This window comes from Bernardetia aquimarina (assembly GCF_042180575.1).
Taxonomy (GTDB): Bacteria; Bacteroidota; Bacteroidia; order Cytophagales; family Bernardetiaceae; genus Bernardetia.
On record NZ_CP170094.1, the window covers coordinates 2,017,671 to 2,034,291 of the forward strand.

General features: G+C 30.9%; 16 protein-coding genes. 13 read left to right on the forward strand and 3 right to left on the reverse strand.

Annotated features, from left to right (window positions below; genetic code table 11):
• Window positions 1–9 precede the first annotated feature (9 nt).
• The 10 genes from ACE193_RS08465 to ACE193_RS08510 all read left to right on the forward strand — a co-directional run bounded on the left by ACE193_RS08465 (window position 10) and on the right by ACE193_RS08510 (window position 10,076).
• Window positions 10–726 (forward strand): SCO family protein, encoded by a 717-nt coding sequence (locus ACE193_RS08465; RefSeq protein ID WP_375562563.1) that lies wholly within the window; start codon window positions 10–12, stop codon window positions 724–726.
• 11 nt (window positions 727–737) lie between these two features.
• Window positions 738–944, forward strand: a complete 207-nt coding sequence (locus tag ACE193_RS08470; protein ID WP_375562564.1) for a DUF433 domain-containing protein — start codon at window positions 738–740, stop codon at window positions 942–944.
• A gap of 83 nt (window positions 945–1,027) precedes the next feature.
• Window positions 1,028–1,594, forward strand: a complete 567-nt coding sequence (locus ACE193_RS08475; RefSeq protein ID WP_375562565.1) for a DUF420 domain-containing protein — start codon at window positions 1,028–1,030, stop codon at window positions 1,592–1,594.
• A 147-nt stretch (window positions 1,595–1,741) separates the two neighbouring features.
• A complete protein-coding gene (locus tag ACE193_RS08480; protein ID WP_375562566.1) occupies window positions 1,742–3,910 on the forward strand; it encodes a 7TM diverse intracellular signaling domain-containing protein in 2,169 nt (722 codons plus the stop codon).
• 89 nt (window positions 3,911–3,999) lie between these two features.
• Window positions 4,000–6,174, forward strand: a complete 2,175-nt coding sequence (locus tag ACE193_RS08485; RefSeq protein WP_375562567.1) for a 7TM diverse intracellular signaling domain-containing protein — start codon at window positions 4,000–4,002, stop codon at window positions 6,172–6,174.
• A gap of 87 nt (window positions 6,175–6,261) precedes the next feature.
• On the forward strand, window positions 6,262–7,539 hold the full coding sequence (gene purD / locus ACE193_RS08490) for a phosphoribosylamine--glycine ligase (protein WP_375562568.1): 1,278 nt from the start codon (window positions 6,262–6,264) through the stop codon (window positions 7,537–7,539).
• A 112-nt stretch (window positions 7,540–7,651) separates the two neighbouring features.
• On the forward strand, window positions 7,652–8,020 hold the full coding sequence (locus tag ACE193_RS08495; protein WP_375562569.1) for a DoxX-like family protein: 369 nt from the start codon (window positions 7,652–7,654) through the stop codon (window positions 8,018–8,020).
• A gap of 69 nt (window positions 8,021–8,089) precedes the next feature.
• On the forward strand, window positions 8,090–8,860 hold the full coding sequence (locus ACE193_RS08500; RefSeq protein ID WP_375562570.1) for a DUF2071 domain-containing protein: 771 nt from the start codon (window positions 8,090–8,092) through the stop codon (window positions 8,858–8,860).
• Window positions 8,861–8,911: 51 nt separating this feature from the next.
• On the forward strand, window positions 8,912–9,664 hold the full coding sequence (locus tag ACE193_RS08505; protein WP_375562571.1) for a class I SAM-dependent methyltransferase: 753 nt from the start codon (window positions 8,912–8,914) through the stop codon (window positions 9,662–9,664).
• Between the two features lie 4 nt (window positions 9,665–9,668).
• On the forward strand, window positions 9,669–10,076 hold the full coding sequence (locus ACE193_RS08510; protein WP_375562572.1) for a hypothetical protein: 408 nt from the start codon (window positions 9,669–9,671) through the stop codon (window positions 10,074–10,076).
• 65 nt (window positions 10,077–10,141) lie between these two features.
• Here the strand turns inward: ACE193_RS08510 and ACE193_RS08515 are convergent, their stop codons facing one another.
• The 3 genes from ACE193_RS08515 to ACE193_RS08525 form a co-directional block, all read right to left on the reverse strand.
• Complete coding sequence (locus ACE193_RS08515; RefSeq protein ID WP_375562573.1) at window positions 10,142–11,122, reverse strand: quinone oxidoreductase; 981 nt, start codon at window positions 11,120–11,122, stop codon at window positions 10,142–10,144.
• A gap of 92 nt (window positions 11,123–11,214) precedes the next feature.
• On the reverse strand, window positions 11,215–11,817 hold the full coding sequence (locus ACE193_RS08520) for a hypothetical protein (protein WP_375562574.1): 603 nt from the start codon (window positions 11,815–11,817) through the stop codon (window positions 11,215–11,217).
• A gap of 204 nt (window positions 11,818–12,021) precedes the next feature.
• A complete protein-coding gene (locus tag ACE193_RS08525; RefSeq protein WP_375562575.1) occupies window positions 12,022–12,450 on the reverse strand; it encodes a hypothetical protein in 429 nt (142 codons plus the stop codon).
• Window positions 12,451–12,779: 329 nt separating this feature from the next.
• Here ACE193_RS08525 and ACE193_RS08530 point away from each other — a divergent pair, with 329 nt between their 5' ends.
• From ACE193_RS08530 to ACE193_RS08540, 3 genes are all read left to right on the forward strand, one after another.
• Entirely contained in the window at window positions 12,780–13,343 is a 564-nt protein-coding gene (locus ACE193_RS08530; protein ID WP_375562576.1) for a hypothetical protein, read from the forward strand.
• Between the two features lie 192 nt (window positions 13,344–13,535).
• Window positions 13,536–15,011, forward strand: a complete 1,476-nt coding sequence (locus ACE193_RS08535) for a hypothetical protein (protein WP_375562577.1) — start codon at window positions 13,536–13,538, stop codon at window positions 15,009–15,011.
• A gap of 162 nt (window positions 15,012–15,173) precedes the next feature.
• Entirely contained in the window at window positions 15,174–16,517 is a 1,344-nt protein-coding gene (locus tag ACE193_RS08540; RefSeq protein ID WP_375562578.1) for a dihydroorotase, read from the forward strand.
• Window positions 16,518–16,621 lie beyond the last annotated feature (104 nt).

Sequence of the window (16,621 nt, forward strand, 5' to 3'; positions counted from 1 at the left end):
CAACTTTTTATGTCAGATACATCAGAACCAATTCCAGAGAAAAAAAATTATAAAAACCTAGCTGTTTTACTTGTCATTTTAGTTCTTCCTGCCTTATTCATTGCTTTTCTTTGGACAGGTGAAACAAAGCACAAAAAACTTCCAATTATGTACAGTTTGCGTTTGCCTGAGTTTGACCCTACTTTTATAAAATCATCAGGTTGTACGCCTAATTTTGAAGATTCTACGCACCGAACAATTCCTTTTTCTCTTACCAATCAACTTGGAGAAACAATAACACAAAATGATTTGAGAGGGAGTATTTATGTAGCTAATTTTATTCTTACTCGTTGTACACAAAATATCTGTCCGAAAATGGCTTCCGAAATGATACGTGTACAAGAAGCATTTAAAGATGATGCAGCCATAAAAATAGTTTCGTATAGCATTGACCCAACCTACGACACGCCAGAAGTTTTGAAAGAATACGCAGAGAAATATAATGCCGATAATTCAAAATGGTATTTCTTGACAGGAACAGAAGAGCAGATTTTTGAGCAAGCAAAATGCAGCTATTTTTTACCTGCCGAAAAGAAAGATACGTATGTCAATATAGACCATTCAGAACGTTTTGTCTTGGTAGATAAAAAAGGACAAATTAGAGGCTACTACAAAGGAACTGAACTTGTCGATGTAGATAGACTTATTCACGAAATACAAGTGTTACAATTAGAGGACGAACAATAAACTAAAATACTATGAATTTATCAGAACAAATTACCTTAAACCCAAATGTTCATAAAGGACGACCTACTATACGAAATATGCGCTTTATGGTAGCCAATATGCTAGAATTACTTGCAGGAGGAATGTCTTTTGAAGAAATTTTAGAAGACTATTCTTTCATAGAAAAAGAAGATATACAAGCCTGTATTTGGTATAATAATTCCGTTTTGAATAAATAATATAGCTCTAAAAAAATCATTTTTTCCATAGCACAGGGTTTGCAAACCCTGTGTTATGGAAAAATAAAACCAACTCATAAAAAATGAACACCACCATTCCTTCAAATAATCAACCTACTACAAACCCAACTATTAAATGGACAATTCGTGTTTTATCCATTGCTATTCCTTTAGTAGTAGCTATTTTACTTTCTCCTAGTATAGAAACTAAAATTGACTTTGGCTTTAATACTCGCATTTTGCCTCATATAAATGCTGTTTTTAATTCGCTTACTTCACTTTGTTTAATTGCTGGTTTTTTTGCTGTTAAAAGTAAAAACATTAAATTACATAGAGGTCTTATGATGACAGCTTTTACTTTGTCGTCTTTATTTTTAGTTTCTTATGTAATTTATCACGCTTCTGTTCCTCATACTATTTTTGGTGGAGAGGGTATTGTTAAAGGTTTTTACTACTTTTTATTAGGCTCACACATTTTACTTTCCATTGTAGTTGTTCCTTTGGTTTTGTGGGCAATTTATTTTGCTTGGACAGGACAAATTGAAAAGCATAAAAAAATGGTAAAATGGACATTTCCTGTTTGGACGTATGTAGCCATTACAGGTGTAATTGTTTATTTTATGATAAGTCCATATTATCAACCATTATAGTTAAATATTTGCATATAAAATTCTGATTTCTCAAGCTAAAACAAAAGATTTATTTACTTTTTTGGGTAGATAAATCTTTTTTTGTTTGTCTTTTTTTGTATATTTCTGTTACCAAAACACAAATACAAAAAAAAATACTTTCTCATTTTGCCAATTTCTAAATCTATAAAATACTTTTTTGGTGTTTTTTGTAGCTTATTTTTATTGAATATTCTACTTCCTAACTTTTCCCTTGCACAAAACATGCAAGATTTGAGTGATGGTTTTTCTTTAGAAATTTGTCAAAATCAATTTTACTCACAAAACTTAGATAATTCTTGTTTCAAGCCTATTTCTCTCTCTACTCTCAACAAAGAAGAATATCAAAAACGTCTCCTATTAAAAGTTACAATTACCAGTAAAGCAAAAGAGTTTTTAGTCTTTGATAAAAAAATAGATTCTGTAAAAGTTGTATTTCCAAATCAAAATCCAAGTAATGTTTTGCTTTCTGGAAAGCTAGTTCCTCAAACTAAAAAACAAGTTTTTACAAGCATCGAACTCAATACGATTCAAATTCTTGATGAGTATTCTTACAATCAGCCTCTCTATATTGAACTTATAAGTAGCCAACAACTTCCTCTAGCTACTCAAATGAGTATTCTGACAGAAAAAGAATACGAACAAACACAATTTTACCCAAGACAAAAAGATATTGTTATTCAATCCGTTTTTCAAGGCATGTTGTGGATAATTCTACTCTATAATTTATTTCTTTTTGCTTCTACTTTCGAACAGGTTTATATAGCCTATTCTATTTATATTTTTGGTTTTTCAGTCTTTAATGCTCAAAATACAGGTTTTTTCTCTGATTTTATTATTCCTAATTATCCTTATTTTTCTAGTTTAGCACGTATTTTTGGTTTGGCTGCTTCTTTTTTAGGACATGCTTATTTTACCTTAGAGTTTTTACCTAAAGAAGTATTTGGGCGTTTTTGGAGACAGTTTTTTAAGGGATTTATCATTTTCGTTTCTGTCATGACAGTTGTTTATATTGGTGTAATGTATGGCACAGAGAACCTCAAAATCTATACATTGCTTTCAAAGATTGCGCATGCTTTGATGATGCTTAGTCTTATTATTTTCTTTATTTATTTATCTATCAAGCGTTGGTCAGATACAATGACTAAGTACTATTTGTTGGCTTCTTTAGCTCTTGTGGTAAGTGCGTTTGTTTTTAATATTTTACAGGCTTTAGGAGTAAATAATGCAGGAATAATTGTAGAAGTTGGTGGAGTTTTGGAGATTTTGATTTTTTCTTTGGGATTAGGACACCGAATGAAAAACTTAGAAAAAGAAAATGCTAGAATATTGGAAGACCAAAATCGTTTGTTAGAGCGAAAAGTCACAGAAAGAACAAAAGAAATAAGCAAACAAAAAGAAGAAATGTTAGTACAAAATGAAGAGTTACATCAGCAGCAAGAAGAAATTATTTCACAACGAGATTATATAGATAAACAAAACAAACAACTCAAAACTACCAATACACAGTTTACAGATAGTATTCGATATGCCAAAACCATTCAGAAAGCCATCTTGCCAATGAAAGAACGTTTTCAGACACATTTTGCAGATTCATTTGTGCTTTTTCGTCCTCGTGATATTGTAAGTGGTGATTTTTATTGGATTTATGAAACTAAAGATGTAGTTACTGGAGAAGACACTACGCTATTAGCTGTTTTGGATTGTACAGGACACGGTGTTCCAGGGGCATTTATTTCTTTGATTGGTTTTGCACTTCTTAACGAAATTGTAGCCAAAGAAAATATCACTTCTCCATCCAAAATACTCAAACGTCTTGATGAGCGTATTCAAGAATCATTACGACAAAAACAAAATGAAAATTTAGATGGAATGGATGTCGCTTTATGTGCTATCAAAAAAACTTCTTCTTATAAATTAGCTGATTTTGAAGTTAAATTTTCTGGCGCAAAACGTCCTATTCATTTTATCAAAAATAATGAATTATGTGAAATAAGAGGAAGTAAATTTTCTGTGGGAGGACTTACAAAAAAGAAATTGAATAATGAATATAGCTTCGAAGAGCAAACTATCATCTTATCCAAGAACGATAAAATTTACCTTTCTTCTGATGGGTTTATTGACCAAAATGGACAAAATAACCGTAAAATAGGTTCTGCAAAACTCAAAGAATATTTCAATCAATTTCACAACTTACCTTTTGCAAAACAAAGACAAAAACTAGAAGAGATTTTGGATCTACATGCAGGCACAAAAAAGCAGCGTGATGACATTACCATTCTAGGCTTAAAACTTTAATTTTCAACAAATTAGGAATTGATTTTTCTCAAATTATTTGTATATTCAATTTCCTAATACACACTGATAGCAAATAACTCTTATATATTTTGCCAAAAACTTTTTTTAATAAATGCCTTTTGAGCATTTTGTTTATTTATGTACTAGCAAATAGCTTTTTTTCGTTCCCTGTACTTGCACAAAATACAACAGGAGCAAAAAATGAAGGATTTGAATTACAGCTTTGTAAGAAAGATTATTTTTCATTGGATAAATTAGAAGAATCTTGTTTTGAAAAAATTTCTTTATTTTCATTAAATAAAAATAGCTATCCAAATAGAATTTGGCTAAAAGTTATAGTTACTAATACTGATAAAAAATTTATTGATTTCAATAAAAATATAGATTCAATAAAAGTCTATCACAATAACAAAACATTTTTATCTGGTAGTTTGATAGCTCGTTCGGAAAAACAACTTCCTCTAAGTATTGCCATCAATGCCATTCAGATTCCAGTTTATAATCAGCCTTTTTATGTAGAAATTATTAGCAGCCGAGAATATCCAATTTCTACTGGGTTTGAAGTATTGAATGAAAAGAACTTTAACCGTATTTATGTAAAAGAAAGACGAGAAACTGTTGATTTTCAGCTTCTTTTTCAAGGAATGTTATGGATAATCTTGCTCTATAATTTCTTTTTATTTTTATCTAGTAAAGAAAAAGTTTATCTAGCTTATGCAATTTATATTTTTGGCTTTTCTCTTTTTACTTCCCAAAATGCAGGTCTTTTAGTAGATTATTTTTCTTCTGAAAGCCCACAATTCTCACTTCTTTTCAGAATGTTTGGGCTGGCTATTACGGCAGTTGGTTTTTTCTCTTTTATTCTGACTTTCCTTCCTAAAAAAGTTTTTAATAAATTTTGGACACGTTTTTTTTACATCGGAATAGTCTTTTCTATCGGAATGCTCATCCCTTATATTATTATTAATTATGGATTAGAAAATAGCTATATTTATGATAAAACTTCGAAAATAGCTCACGGAATTATACTACTTTCTAATTTAGTTTTTATAGGCTATTTAGCCAAAAATTATTGGTCAGATGTACTGGTTCGTTATTTTTTACTGGGTTCTGCTTGTGCTATGGGAGGTGCTTTTTTATCTAATGTCCTTAAAGCTGTTTTTGGAGATTCTCTAGGTGATGTTTATTTGGTAGCACAAGTGGGCGTAATTTCTGAAATTCTGATTTTTTCTTTAGGGTTGGGATTAAGGATGAAAAACCTAGAAAAAGAAAATGCACGTATCTTAGAAGACCAAAATAAGTTATTAGAACAAAAAGTAGATGAAAGAACAAAGGAAATTTCGATGAAACAAGAAGAAATTTTGGTTCAAAATGAAGAGTTACATCAGCAACAAGAAGAAATTATTTCTCAACGAGATTATATAGAAAAGCAAAATAAGCAACTCAAAACAACTAATACACAGTTTACAGATAGTGTACGTTATGCCAAAACTATTCAGAAGGCAATTTTGCCAATGAAACAACGTGTACAAAATCATTTTGAAGATTCTTTTGTACTTTTTCGTCCTCGTGATATTGTAAGTGGGGATTTTTATTGGGTTTATGAAACCAATGACCCAATCACAAATGAGGAAATTGTTTTGGTTGCCGTTTTGGATTGTACAGGGCATGGTGTTCCAGGAGCATTTATTTCCTTAATTGGTTTTGCTATCTTGAATGAAATTGTCTCAAAAGAACTTACTACCAAACCAGCTCAAATTTTACAGCGATTAGATGAGCGTTTGCAAGAATCTCTTCGTCAAAAGCAGACACATAATATGGACGGAATGGATGTAGCTCTGTGTTCCATCAAAAAAGTAGATTCTATTCATCATTCTACTGGTAAAAAACAATTTGAAGTTATTTTTTCTGGTGCAAAACGTCCTTTATACTATCTAAAAGACAATAACTTCGAAGAACTAAAAGGAAATAGAATGTCTGTTGGAGGTATCACAAAAAAGAAAGAAAAGAAAAATAGCATATTTGAAGAAGATAAAGTTATCCTTACAAAAGGAGATAAAATTTATCTTACAACAGACGGATTTGCAGACCAAAATGGTAAAAACAAAGAAAAAATAGGCTCTATACAACTTAGACAAAAACTGATGGAGTATCATATTCTATCTTTCACAGAACAAAAAACTAAACTTGAAGAGTTCTTAGATTTTCATCAAGGAAAAGAAAAACAGCGTGATGATATTACGATTATGGGTGTGAAATTATAAGCAAAATATGTAGTTTTGTAATTATCTATTTTCAACTATTCACAGCCGTTGTTGGTGTCCTTACTAACAACAAATATCATCAAAACTATGAACGTCTTAATTATTGGTTCGGGAGGAAGAGAACACGCCTTTGCTTGGAAAATTGCTCAAAGCTCACTTTGTGATAACCTTTACATCGCTACTGGAAATGCAGGAACTGCACGAGTAGGAACGAATGTAGCTATCAAACCTACTGATTTCGAACGTTTAGGACGTTTTTGTATGGATAGTGATATTGATCTTTTATTAGTTGGAAATGAAGAACCTTTAGTAAAAGGAATTGTGGATTATTTTAAAAATAATAATTCGCTCAAAAATATTCGAATTATTGGTGCAAATCAGCAAGGCGCACAGCTAGAAGGAAGTAAAGATTTTGCAAAGAATTTTATGAATAAAAATAATATTCCGACTGCAAAATCAGAAACTTTTACCAAAGAATCTATTCAAAAAGCAAAAGAATATATTAATACCTTGTCTATTCCTGTCGTCTTGAAAGCTGACGGACTTGCAGCAGGAAAAGGTGTTGTGATTGCTCACTCAAAAGAAGAGGCTATCAAAACGCTTGATGAAATGCTCTTAGATGAAAAATTTGGAGAAGCAAGTAGTAAAGTTGTCATTGAAGAGTTTTTGGATGGAATAGAAGTTTCTTTGTTTGTCCTTACAGATGGAAAAGATTATGTTTTATTGCCTGAAGCTAAAGATTACAAACAAATTGGAGAAGGAAATACAGGACTAAATACAGGGGGAATGGGAGCCGTTTCGCCAGTTCCTTTTGTAACAGAAGAGTTTATCAAAAATGCAGAAGAAACTATCATAAAACCAACTTTACAAGGTCTTCAAAACGAAAATATAGATTACTGTGGTTTTATTTTTATTGGACTTATGGTTGTAAAAAACAAATCGTATGTTTTGGAATACAATGTCAGAATGGGCGACCCAGAAACAGAAGTAGTTTTGCCTCGCATAGAATCTGATTTTTTAGCGTTATTGGATGCCACAGCAAAAAAACAATTAGGAAATCATACACTCAAAATTTCTAAAAAAGCAGCCACTACTATTATGCTCGTTTCGGGTGGTTATCCAGAAAAATACCAAACAGGGCAACTAATAAAAGGACATGGAAGTCTTCCAAAAAATGTAATTGCTTTCCACGCAGGAACAATCGAAGACGATAGTCGAACACTTACCCATGGAGGAAGAGTAATTGCCCTTACAGCCCTTGCCGACACTGCCGAAGAAGCTCTAGCAGCTTCAAATCATGCAGCCGAACAAGTTACCTTTGAAGGAAAATATTACCGTAAAGATATAGGAAAAGATTTGTTTTAGAAATAGTCGAAACCGTTATTGAATAAATAACGGTTTTTGTTTTTATTATAAGTTTCAATTATATTTGAAAGAATTGAAATACACCTATTTTTTTATGCGTATAAATCAAAAATTGTCTACCTATTTTATTGCGATTGTTTGGTTAGGGAATGGATTATTTGCTAAAATTTTGAATCTAGTTCCTCGTCATGGGCTTATTGTCCAAACTATTTTTCAAGATTTTATTGATGTAGAAACTTCTTTTTATTTGACAAAACTCATCGGAATTTCTGAAATAGTTTTAGCATTTTGGATTTTGAGTAGGTATAAAAGTCGTTTGGTGGCTATTTTACAAATCATTTTGGTAATTACAATGAATATTATCGAATTTGCATTAGTAGATGATTTACTTCTTTTTGGCAAATGGAATCTGGTCATTGCTCTATTTTTTTCGTTTTTTATTTATTGGAATGAATTTGTATGGAAAGATAAATACTTGTAAAATACGCTTTAGCATGTAAATATGTATTCTCCACTTTATTGTAGGAAAAAATTATCAAAATTTTAAATTATGTTTGATTTTCTAAAAACACATCCTTTTCCTGTTCAAGCATTTTTTGAATATTCTCTTGTCTTTTCATTTGCTGTTCCTAAAGAAGAGTTAGAAAACAAAATTCCTGTTTGCTTAGAATTAGATACTTTTAAAAGTATCGATAATCAAACTGGTAAAGAAATTGAATACGCATTTGTAGCTGTGGCAATGGTAAAAACAAAAGAATTACGCCCAAAAGGATTTCCAAAGTTTCTGGGAAATGATTTTTTCTTGATTGGATATAGAATTTTTGTAAATTATACAGATTCGAAAGGTAAAAAATTGAGAGGATTATATATTTTGAAATCTGAAACAGATAAGGCAAAAATGCAGATTTTGGGAGGAGTTTTTACCCAATACAAATATTCAATTATTGACATTAACACTCAAAAAACGGATAATGAACTTTCTATTTTTTCTAATAAAACTGATTTTGCAGCAAAAGTAAAATTTGAAGAAGAGGTCAATTTACCAAAAAATTCGCCTTTCAAAGATTGGAAAGAAGCTCGCCGTTTTGCAGGTCCTTTGCCCAATACATTTACATTTAATCCAAAGGTCAATGAAGTTTTGATTATAAAAGGGTTGAGACAAAATTGGCGACCAAGTCCTGTGCAAGTTTTGGAGTACAAAATTCCTTTTTTAGAAGAATTAAATCTCAAAAATCCTGTTTTAGCAAATGCTTTTCAGATAGAAAATATACCTTACGCATGGGAAAAAGGACGAATTGAAAAATGGAATCCAACAAAATAAAAAAACAAAATTATGTATAACAGGCTTCCTAACCTGTTTTAAGGCTATAAAATGACACACAGAAAACCATATCAAGGAGTTTGGAATATTATTCGTTTCAATTATCATTTTTATTTGGTAGCAATCGTTGCTTTAGTTGCTATTGGATGTTTTGCTGTTTTCTTGCCTTCTGATTATTTTATTTTTGCTATTTTGGTTTTTGTTTCCGTCTTGATTACGACTCTTACTTCTCTTTTGGTTTCATTTTATATTTATGATATTTCGGATTTATACAAATTAAATTGGCTCACTAAAATAGGATTAGAAACCATTTTAAAGCAAAAAATAATAAATATTCATGCAGGTTTTGATGAAACAAGTCCTCTTTTGGCTCAAAAATTTCCTAATTCTGAACTTTCTGTTTTTGATTTTTATGATGCCGAAAAACACACTGAAATTTCCATCAAAAGAGCTAGAAAAGTATATCCTCCTTATCCAAATACAAAAGTTATTCAGACAACAAACTTGCCTATTACTGATAAAAGTATAGATACAATTTTTCTATTTTTGGCAGCTCATGAAATTCGTAATTCGGAAGAACGAACTCAATTTTTTAAAGATTTAAAACGAATTTGTAAAGAAGATGGACAAATCATTCTTATCGAACATTTGAGAGATATTCCTAATTTTTTGGCTTATACGATTGGTTTTCTTCATTTTCTTTCGTCTGATTCTTGGCTCAAAAACTTTCAAGATGCAAATTTGTCTCTTGTCAACAGGTTCAAAATTACTCCTTTTATTACTGTTTTTATTTTGAAAATTTAAAATTATGGAGCTTCATCTAAAAATTATTGGTTGCATTTTGATTGGACTTGCTTTGTTCCATGGTATTTTTCCTCGTTATTTCAACTGGAAAGAAGAGTTTAAAGATATTAGTCTTTTGAGTCGTCAGATAATGTATATTCACACTTTTTTTATTGCCGTTGTTATTTTTTTGATAGGAATTTTGTGTTTGTCCTCCAGTCAAGAACTTGTAGAAACACCACTTGGAAATAAGATTTGTCTAGGTTTAGGTATTTTTTGGTTTTTGCGATTGTATGTTCAATTCTTTGGTTATTCTTCAAAATTATGGAGAAAGAAGCGTTTCGAAACTTCTATTCATATTATTTTTGCTCTTTTATGGACGTATGTAAGTGCTGTATTTTTGTTTATTTCTTGGAGTTTATTCTCCACTTAAAATCAAAATACTATCAGACTAAAATTATAAACAAATAGAACTCTGATAGCATTTCTAAAAACTCACTACGGAATCAATAAAATTTTACTTGAACTTTTTCCGTTTTCTAAAAACTCATGAGCTTGTTTTCCTTCTGAGAGTTTGAAGGTTACAGGAGGTTTTATATTAATTTTACCTTCTTTAATCCAATCAAACAATTCTTTTGCTCGTTTTTGTCTTTGTTCTTCTGAATTAAGATAACTCCAAAGGTCGCCACCTGTAAGGGTTTTGCTAGTATCCATCAACATTCTAGGGTCAATTGGTTTTGGGTCGCCTCCACTCATTCCATAAAAAACAACATGTCCACATTCTTTTGTAACCTCAAAGCTATCGTTTAATGTACTTCCGATACTATCATAGACTACATCAACTCCATTTTGATTTTTGACTTTATGACAAATTTCTAAAACATTATTTTTCCAGTTATCATCAAGAAGTAACGCATAATCTGCTTTTTGTTCTAAAATAATTTCTAATTTATCTTTACTTCTAGTCAATCCAATTACTATTGCACCTTTATTTTTACAAATCTGAGTAAGAATTTGTCCTACTCCTCCCGAAGCTGCATGAACAAGTACAATTTCATTTTCTTTGACTTTATGGCTATCAGTAGCTAGATAATGAGCTGTTAATCCTTGCAAAAGCACAGAAGAAGCAAGCTGAAAATCTATATTTTCATCAAGAGGAATAATATGAGATTCAGGAACAGATACAAATTCAGCATTGGCAAAAGGGACATCTGTAAAAGCCACACGTTGACCTATTTTATACTTTTCTGAATTTGATTGTTGAATAATTCCTGCACCTTCATAACCAGCAATAAAAGGAGGATTTCCCTTCAAATGATAATTTCCTTTTCTACGATAAATATCAGCATAATTAAGTCCGATAGCTTTCATTTCTACCAAAACTTTATTTTCCTTCAAAACTGGAATTACAACATCTATATATTTGAGAACATCTGAATTTCCAAATTCAGAAAAAGTAAGAGCTTTCATTTTTTCCATATTGATTATTGGTTATTTTTTATAAAAAAACCCAAGTAATAATTAAATGACTTAGGTTTTACAATGATAAGAATTTTTAGATTATAGTTAAGTTACTTAATCGTAATTTCAATTATTTTCGTATCTTTTTTGATGTCGCTTGTTTTGAGTTCGTAATTGTAATGTTGCTCATCAAGTCTATAACCTAACTCATCATTTACAATCGCCTGTGTATAGCCTTCTATTTCTGAACCAAATACTTTAAGATTTGGATATTTTTCTAATAATGTTCCAAAGGTATCTCCTATTTTGATTCCATCTTCTGTTTTGGCAAGTTCGGAAGTAACAGTAATAGTTCCTACTTTTCCCTCAAATGGATCAAAATAAGCAACTATATTTCCATCTTTATCTTTAACATTAAAAATATCAAAATCGCCTTCTCCTGTTTGTAGTAATCCTTTTTCTAATGTTCCTTTATAGTCCGTTATCTTCATACCTGAAGAAAGCCCTAAAAAAGATTTTTCGTAAATAATAAGTTCATTTTCTTGTTTTATTTCTTCTACTACTTCCTCTTTCACTTCTTCGACAACGACTGTGGTTGTATCCACAGCTTCTACTTCAGTAGATTCTGCTTCCTTTGTTTGATTAGAACCACATGAAAAAAGACTTGTAGAAAGAGCAATTAAAACACAAAATTTCAAATTTCTGATATTCATACCTATAAAATTAGTAGTAAATTAAGTTGATTAAAGTTAAACAGGTACTTTTAAATACCTTTCAACTCTCAATTTACAAATTTCTATTTTGTTTGAGAAATCATTGTACAAATAAAAATCCTTACTCAAATTTTCAAAACTGAAAAAATAAATAAGGAATTTTAAGGTAGTAAAATAAGAAGAGACATGTGATAAAATCAGTTTTTAATAGACATCTTTACCTGTAAAACGGTTTTCTAGTTCATCGGCTACTCGTGCCACTTCAAAAATCATATAACGAACTTGGTCGTAGGTACAAAGCTCATATTTAGTAGAAGAACCAACTTCTACATAACCATCTTTAAGTAATATTTTAGAATAACAAAGTCCACTATTGAGTTCTAATAGTTCGGTCAGACTAATATCTGAATAATCTTCTAGTTTACAGACTTTAGACATAAATTCTAACATTACACCATCTCCTCTAGGAATAATATATCCTTTTACATTTTGATAACGTCCATCACTAAGAGGAATCGTTACGATGACAGTATCATCTGAATAATCGGTATATTTTCCATTGACTTCTTCAGCCAGTCCACGTAGGTAATTTTGTACGTGCTTGTCGGTTGTTGGATTTGCAGTTGCAATCATAATTAGTCTATTTTTTTGTGTGTAGGTATATTTTATAAAATTAGTTTGTGTTTTTTGTGAATACAGATTCTTAGTTCTATAAGTTACTCAAAATCAATGAGTTTTCAAAATATCTACTCACTTATTTTGCACTAAAAGAAGATTTTTTTTAGATAAAATCCTTAAAAAGGAATTAAAACACTTTTTTTAGAGTTAATTCATTTATCATTTTTCATAAAAACACAGTATAAAAATTTACACCTCACATCCTTTACGATGTCTGATACTACCTTTGTTCTATCATAAAAAAACAAATTATCTATTCTATTCAGAGCTATTTTTATATAATTATGCGAACTACTATTTTACTTTTTATTATTTCAATTATCATTGTTTATGGTGGTCTTTTGCTTCCTCAAACCTTACTTATCGAACAAAAAATAGAAATTAATTCTTCTTCTTCTCATATTTCTGAATATTTATATGATTTACCACAGTGGGAAAAATGGATTAATTGGCAAGAATGGAAACCAACTTCAGATACAAAAGCTATTTACTCACAATTTCCACAAGGTGTAGGTGCATTTATGAAATTTGAAGAAAACAATACTGAAAAAGCAGAATTGTATATTCAGTCTATTTCAAATACGAATACAGATTTTCAGAAATTAAAATACATTGCCAATTTCAAGACACTTCAAACACATGTAGAAGGAGAATTTGAAGTACAATCAAAGTTTGAAAATGATGAGCATTCAACATTAAACTTTACATTACAGATTGATTTGGGAGAAAATCCTTTTATGCGGTACTTGGGGTATCTCTATTACAAATCCAAAATTGAGACAGAAACGAATAAGAGTTTAGAACGTTTGAAAAAAATATGTGAAAATCCTGTTTTTTGCAAAAAATAAATACTACTAATAAATTGAACCTCAAAAGAGACATTTATATCAAAATAGACTTTTTTTGTGAATTGTATTTTGTAATTTAGACACAAATTAAGTCTTCCTATCAAATAATTGTTTCTCTTGAAGTATTTATCCAAACTCCTATTTTCTTTTTCTTATCTTCATTCAAACTCTCAAAGATTAAATTTCTATCTTTTGAGTTTTATTAGTGCTTCATTTTTCTTGGCTTCTTGTTCGTCTTCTAATGAATTCGAAAAGCCAAAAGAAATTGCTAAAGCCGTCGAAAAACTTCCCAAAGAATGGTTTCTTCTTACCGAAAAAGAAGGAAGAAGAATTTTGATAGAACCGTATGAAGGAATGAACCCAACTTTTAAGTTTGAATATGATTTGGCAAACGAGCGCATGCAAATTCGTTATCAAGCCAATCTGACTCAACGTGTTTGGCTTGTTCAAAAACTTGTCAAAAAAGAGAATACCTATACTTTTTTTCTTTTAGAAAATGGAGGAAACACAACTACTCGCCTCACTTATTCTCAAACTTCTCATCCAGCCGTAGGAAGTTGGCAAGAACCCTCAGCAGTTTTTTTACCTTACAAAAATGCCTATTTTGTTTGGGATAAACGTCCTTTTGAGAAACAAGAACAACAAAATACAGCTATTTCGACACAATGGGAACGTGGGGAATGGTTGCGTATGAAAGGAACTATCGAAGGAAAAGATTATTCGCTTTGGGCGTATGTCTGTGTAACAGCCGATGTCAGTTCGCCTCAATTTCAGCGTGGCGTTTATTTTTATGATACCTTTTGGAGAGATATTTATTTAGAAAATGCAACAGATTATAAAAATAATAAAAACCCAAAAAGCGATAAAAACAAAAAATTTGAATGGATAATTGAAGAGCGTGCTGCTTTAGATGCCGAAACTGTTTCGGGCTATTTCAAGGGTTCAGTGGATTATGATTATAATTTTAAAGGCGTTTGGGAATCAGCCAAAACCAATCAAAAATTAGACTTTCTTTATAAAGAACAAATTCTTCCTTATTCATTAGAAAATCATATCAAGCGTTTCAAAACTTCTGACGGAAGTTCGCTTTGTGTTTATTATCCTCAAATCACAGGAATAGAAAATGAAGATATTTTGAAGGATTTTAATGAGACCTATATCAAATCACACGTAAATGCATGGCAAAAAGAATTTTTGGCAAAATTAGACACAACTGATTCTCAAAATCGAAATTGTGATATAGAGATTAATTATAATATTCTTTTTGCTAATAAAAATCTAATTAGTGGATTATTTTTTATTCGTCAAGGAAGCAAACGAACCGAATATGTAGCCTTCAATTATGACCTTAAAAAGAATGAAGTTTTTAGATTAAATCATTTATTCAATACTGAAATAGATAAGAAAAATCCTCAAAATAGTTTTGAGGCACGTATTCATTTACGAGCAAAGCGTCATGTAGAAGTAGAGTCAGAACGCCATCAAATGGAATTTGAACCGTATGATTCGCTTACCGTTTTAGAACATTATAATTTTCTGCCTGATAATTTGAGACTGACATTATACAGTCGTTCTCAAAAGCGATTTTTTCCAATTTATATTCCTTACAAAGACTTGAGAGCCTATATTAAGGACAGAGAGAGAAAGGTTTATTTGGAATTGGAGTAAAATAGTAAATAATCTACTTCTGAAATTCTACTGCTAGACAAAACCAAACTTTGATTATAGATTTTTGTAAGAATATTTTTTATTCTTTAATTTTAGGCAATTAATAATCATAATCTTGCCGTTGTTTGTGTCCTCACAAACAACATATAAAAAAACAAACACATGAAAAAATCCATTTTAATCCTAAATGCAAAGCTCATCAATGAAGGAAAAATCGAAGAAAAAGATATTTTTATAGAAAACGGAAAGTTTAGCCGAATTGAAAATGATTTATCAAGTTTGAAAGCTGATACAATTATTGATGCAAAAGGGCAATATGCAATGGCAGGCGTAATCGATGACCAAGTGCATTTCAGAGAACCAGGTCTTACACATAAAGCGCAAATATATACTGAAGCAAAAGCAGCCGTAAAAGGTGGAACAACTACTTTTATGGAAATGCCCAACACAAAACCTCAAGCCTTGACACAAAAACTATTGGCTGATAAATATGAAATTGGTGCAAAAGATTCGCTTGCTAATTATTCCTTTTTTATGGGCGTTTCAAATGAAAATTTGGAGGAAGTTTTGAAAACAGACAAAAATAATGTTTGTGGTCTGAAAATATTTATGGGTTCTTCTACTGGCGATATGCTCGTTGATGATAGACAGGTTTTGGAAACTATTTTTAGCCAAACCGATATGCTTATTGCTACACATTGTGAAGACGAGGCAACCGTAAAAGAAAATGAAAGACTGGCAAAAGCAGAATATGGCGATGATGTTCCGATGCGTTTGCACCCAGAAATACGCAATGTAGAAGCCTGTTATAAATCATCTAGTTTGGCAGTAGAACTCGCCAAAAAATACAATACTCGTTTGCATATTTTGCATATTTCAACGGCAAAAGAATTAGATTTATTTACAAATAAAATTCCATTAAAAGAAAAACGAATTACGGCAGAGGTTTGTGTTCATCACCTTTGGTTTGATGCTGTCGACTATGAAAAATTAGGCTCACAAGTAAAGTGTAATCCTGCTGTAAAAGAAGCCTCAAATAAAGATGCACTTTGGAAAGGACTTTTAGACGACCGTTTGGATATTATAGCCACCGACCATGCCCCTCACACATGGGAAGAAAAACAAAATAATTATTGGTCTGCTCCTTCTGGTGTTCCTTTGATTCAGCATTCTCTTTTGATGCTTTTAGAAGCGTACAAGCAAAACAAAATTTCTTTAGAAAAAATAGCTGAAAAAATGGCTCATGCACCTGCAATTTGCTTTCAGATAAAAGAAAGAGGTTTTGTCAGAGAAGGTTATTTTGCTGATTTAGTTCTTTTTGACTTGGAAAAACCAACCGTTGTAAAAAAAGAAGATTTAGAGTATAAATGTAAATGGTCGCCTTTTGAGGGAAATACATTTGATTCTCAGATTACACACACGATTGTTTCAGGTCATTTGGCATATCAAAATGGAGAGTTTGATGAGAGTGAAAAAGGAATGAGAGTTAGTTTTGAGAGAAACTAGAAAGTCATCAATTAATTTCAGTTATATTGACTTTCAATTAAAAAAGGAATTTAGTAAATCAAATTCCTTTTTTATTGTTTAAGTTAAAAAAAGAGTTAAATTAA

Bases quoted from the DNA above. Each gene is read 5' to 3' on its own strand.
- ACE193_RS08520 (WP_375562574.1), bottom strand. From the start codon at position 11,817: ATGAATATCAGAAATTTGAAATTTTGTGTTTTAATTGCTCTTTCTACA.
- ACE193_RS08510 (WP_375562572.1), top strand. From the start codon at position 9,669: ATGGAGCTTCATCTAAAAATTATTGGTTGCATTTTGATTGGACTTGCT.
- ACE193_RS08525 (WP_375562575.1), bottom strand. From the start codon at position 12,450: ATGATTGCAACTGCAAATCCAACAACCGACAAGCACGTACAAAATTAC.
- ACE193_RS08515 (WP_375562573.1), bottom strand. From the start codon at position 11,122: ATGGAAAAAATGAAAGCTCTTACTTTTTCTGAATTTGGAAATTCAGAT.
- ACE193_RS08505 (WP_375562571.1), top strand. From the start codon at position 8,912: ATGACACACAGAAAACCATATCAAGGAGTTTGGAATATTATTCGTTTC.
- ACE193_RS08475 (WP_375562565.1), top strand. From the start codon at position 1,028: ATGAACACCACCATTCCTTCAAATAATCAACCTACTACAAACCCAACT.
- purD (WP_375562568.1), top strand. From the start codon at position 6,262: ATGAACGTCTTAATTATTGGTTCGGGAGGAAGAGAACACGCCTTTGCT.
- ACE193_RS08465 (WP_375562563.1), top strand. From the start codon at position 10: ATGTCAGATACATCAGAACCAATTCCAGAGAAAAAAAATTATAAAAAC.
- ACE193_RS08530 (WP_375562576.1), top strand. From the start codon at position 12,780: ATGCGAACTACTATTTTACTTTTTATTATTTCAATTATCATTGTTTAT.
- ACE193_RS08470 (WP_375562564.1), top strand. From the start codon at position 738: ATGAATTTATCAGAACAAATTACCTTAAACCCAAATGTTCATAAAGGA.
- ACE193_RS08540 (WP_375562578.1), top strand. From the start codon at position 15,174: ATGAAAAAATCCATTTTAATCCTAAATGCAAAGCTCATCAATGAAGGA.
- ACE193_RS08500 (WP_375562570.1), top strand. From the start codon at position 8,090: ATGTTTGATTTTCTAAAAACACATCCTTTTCCTGTTCAAGCATTTTTT.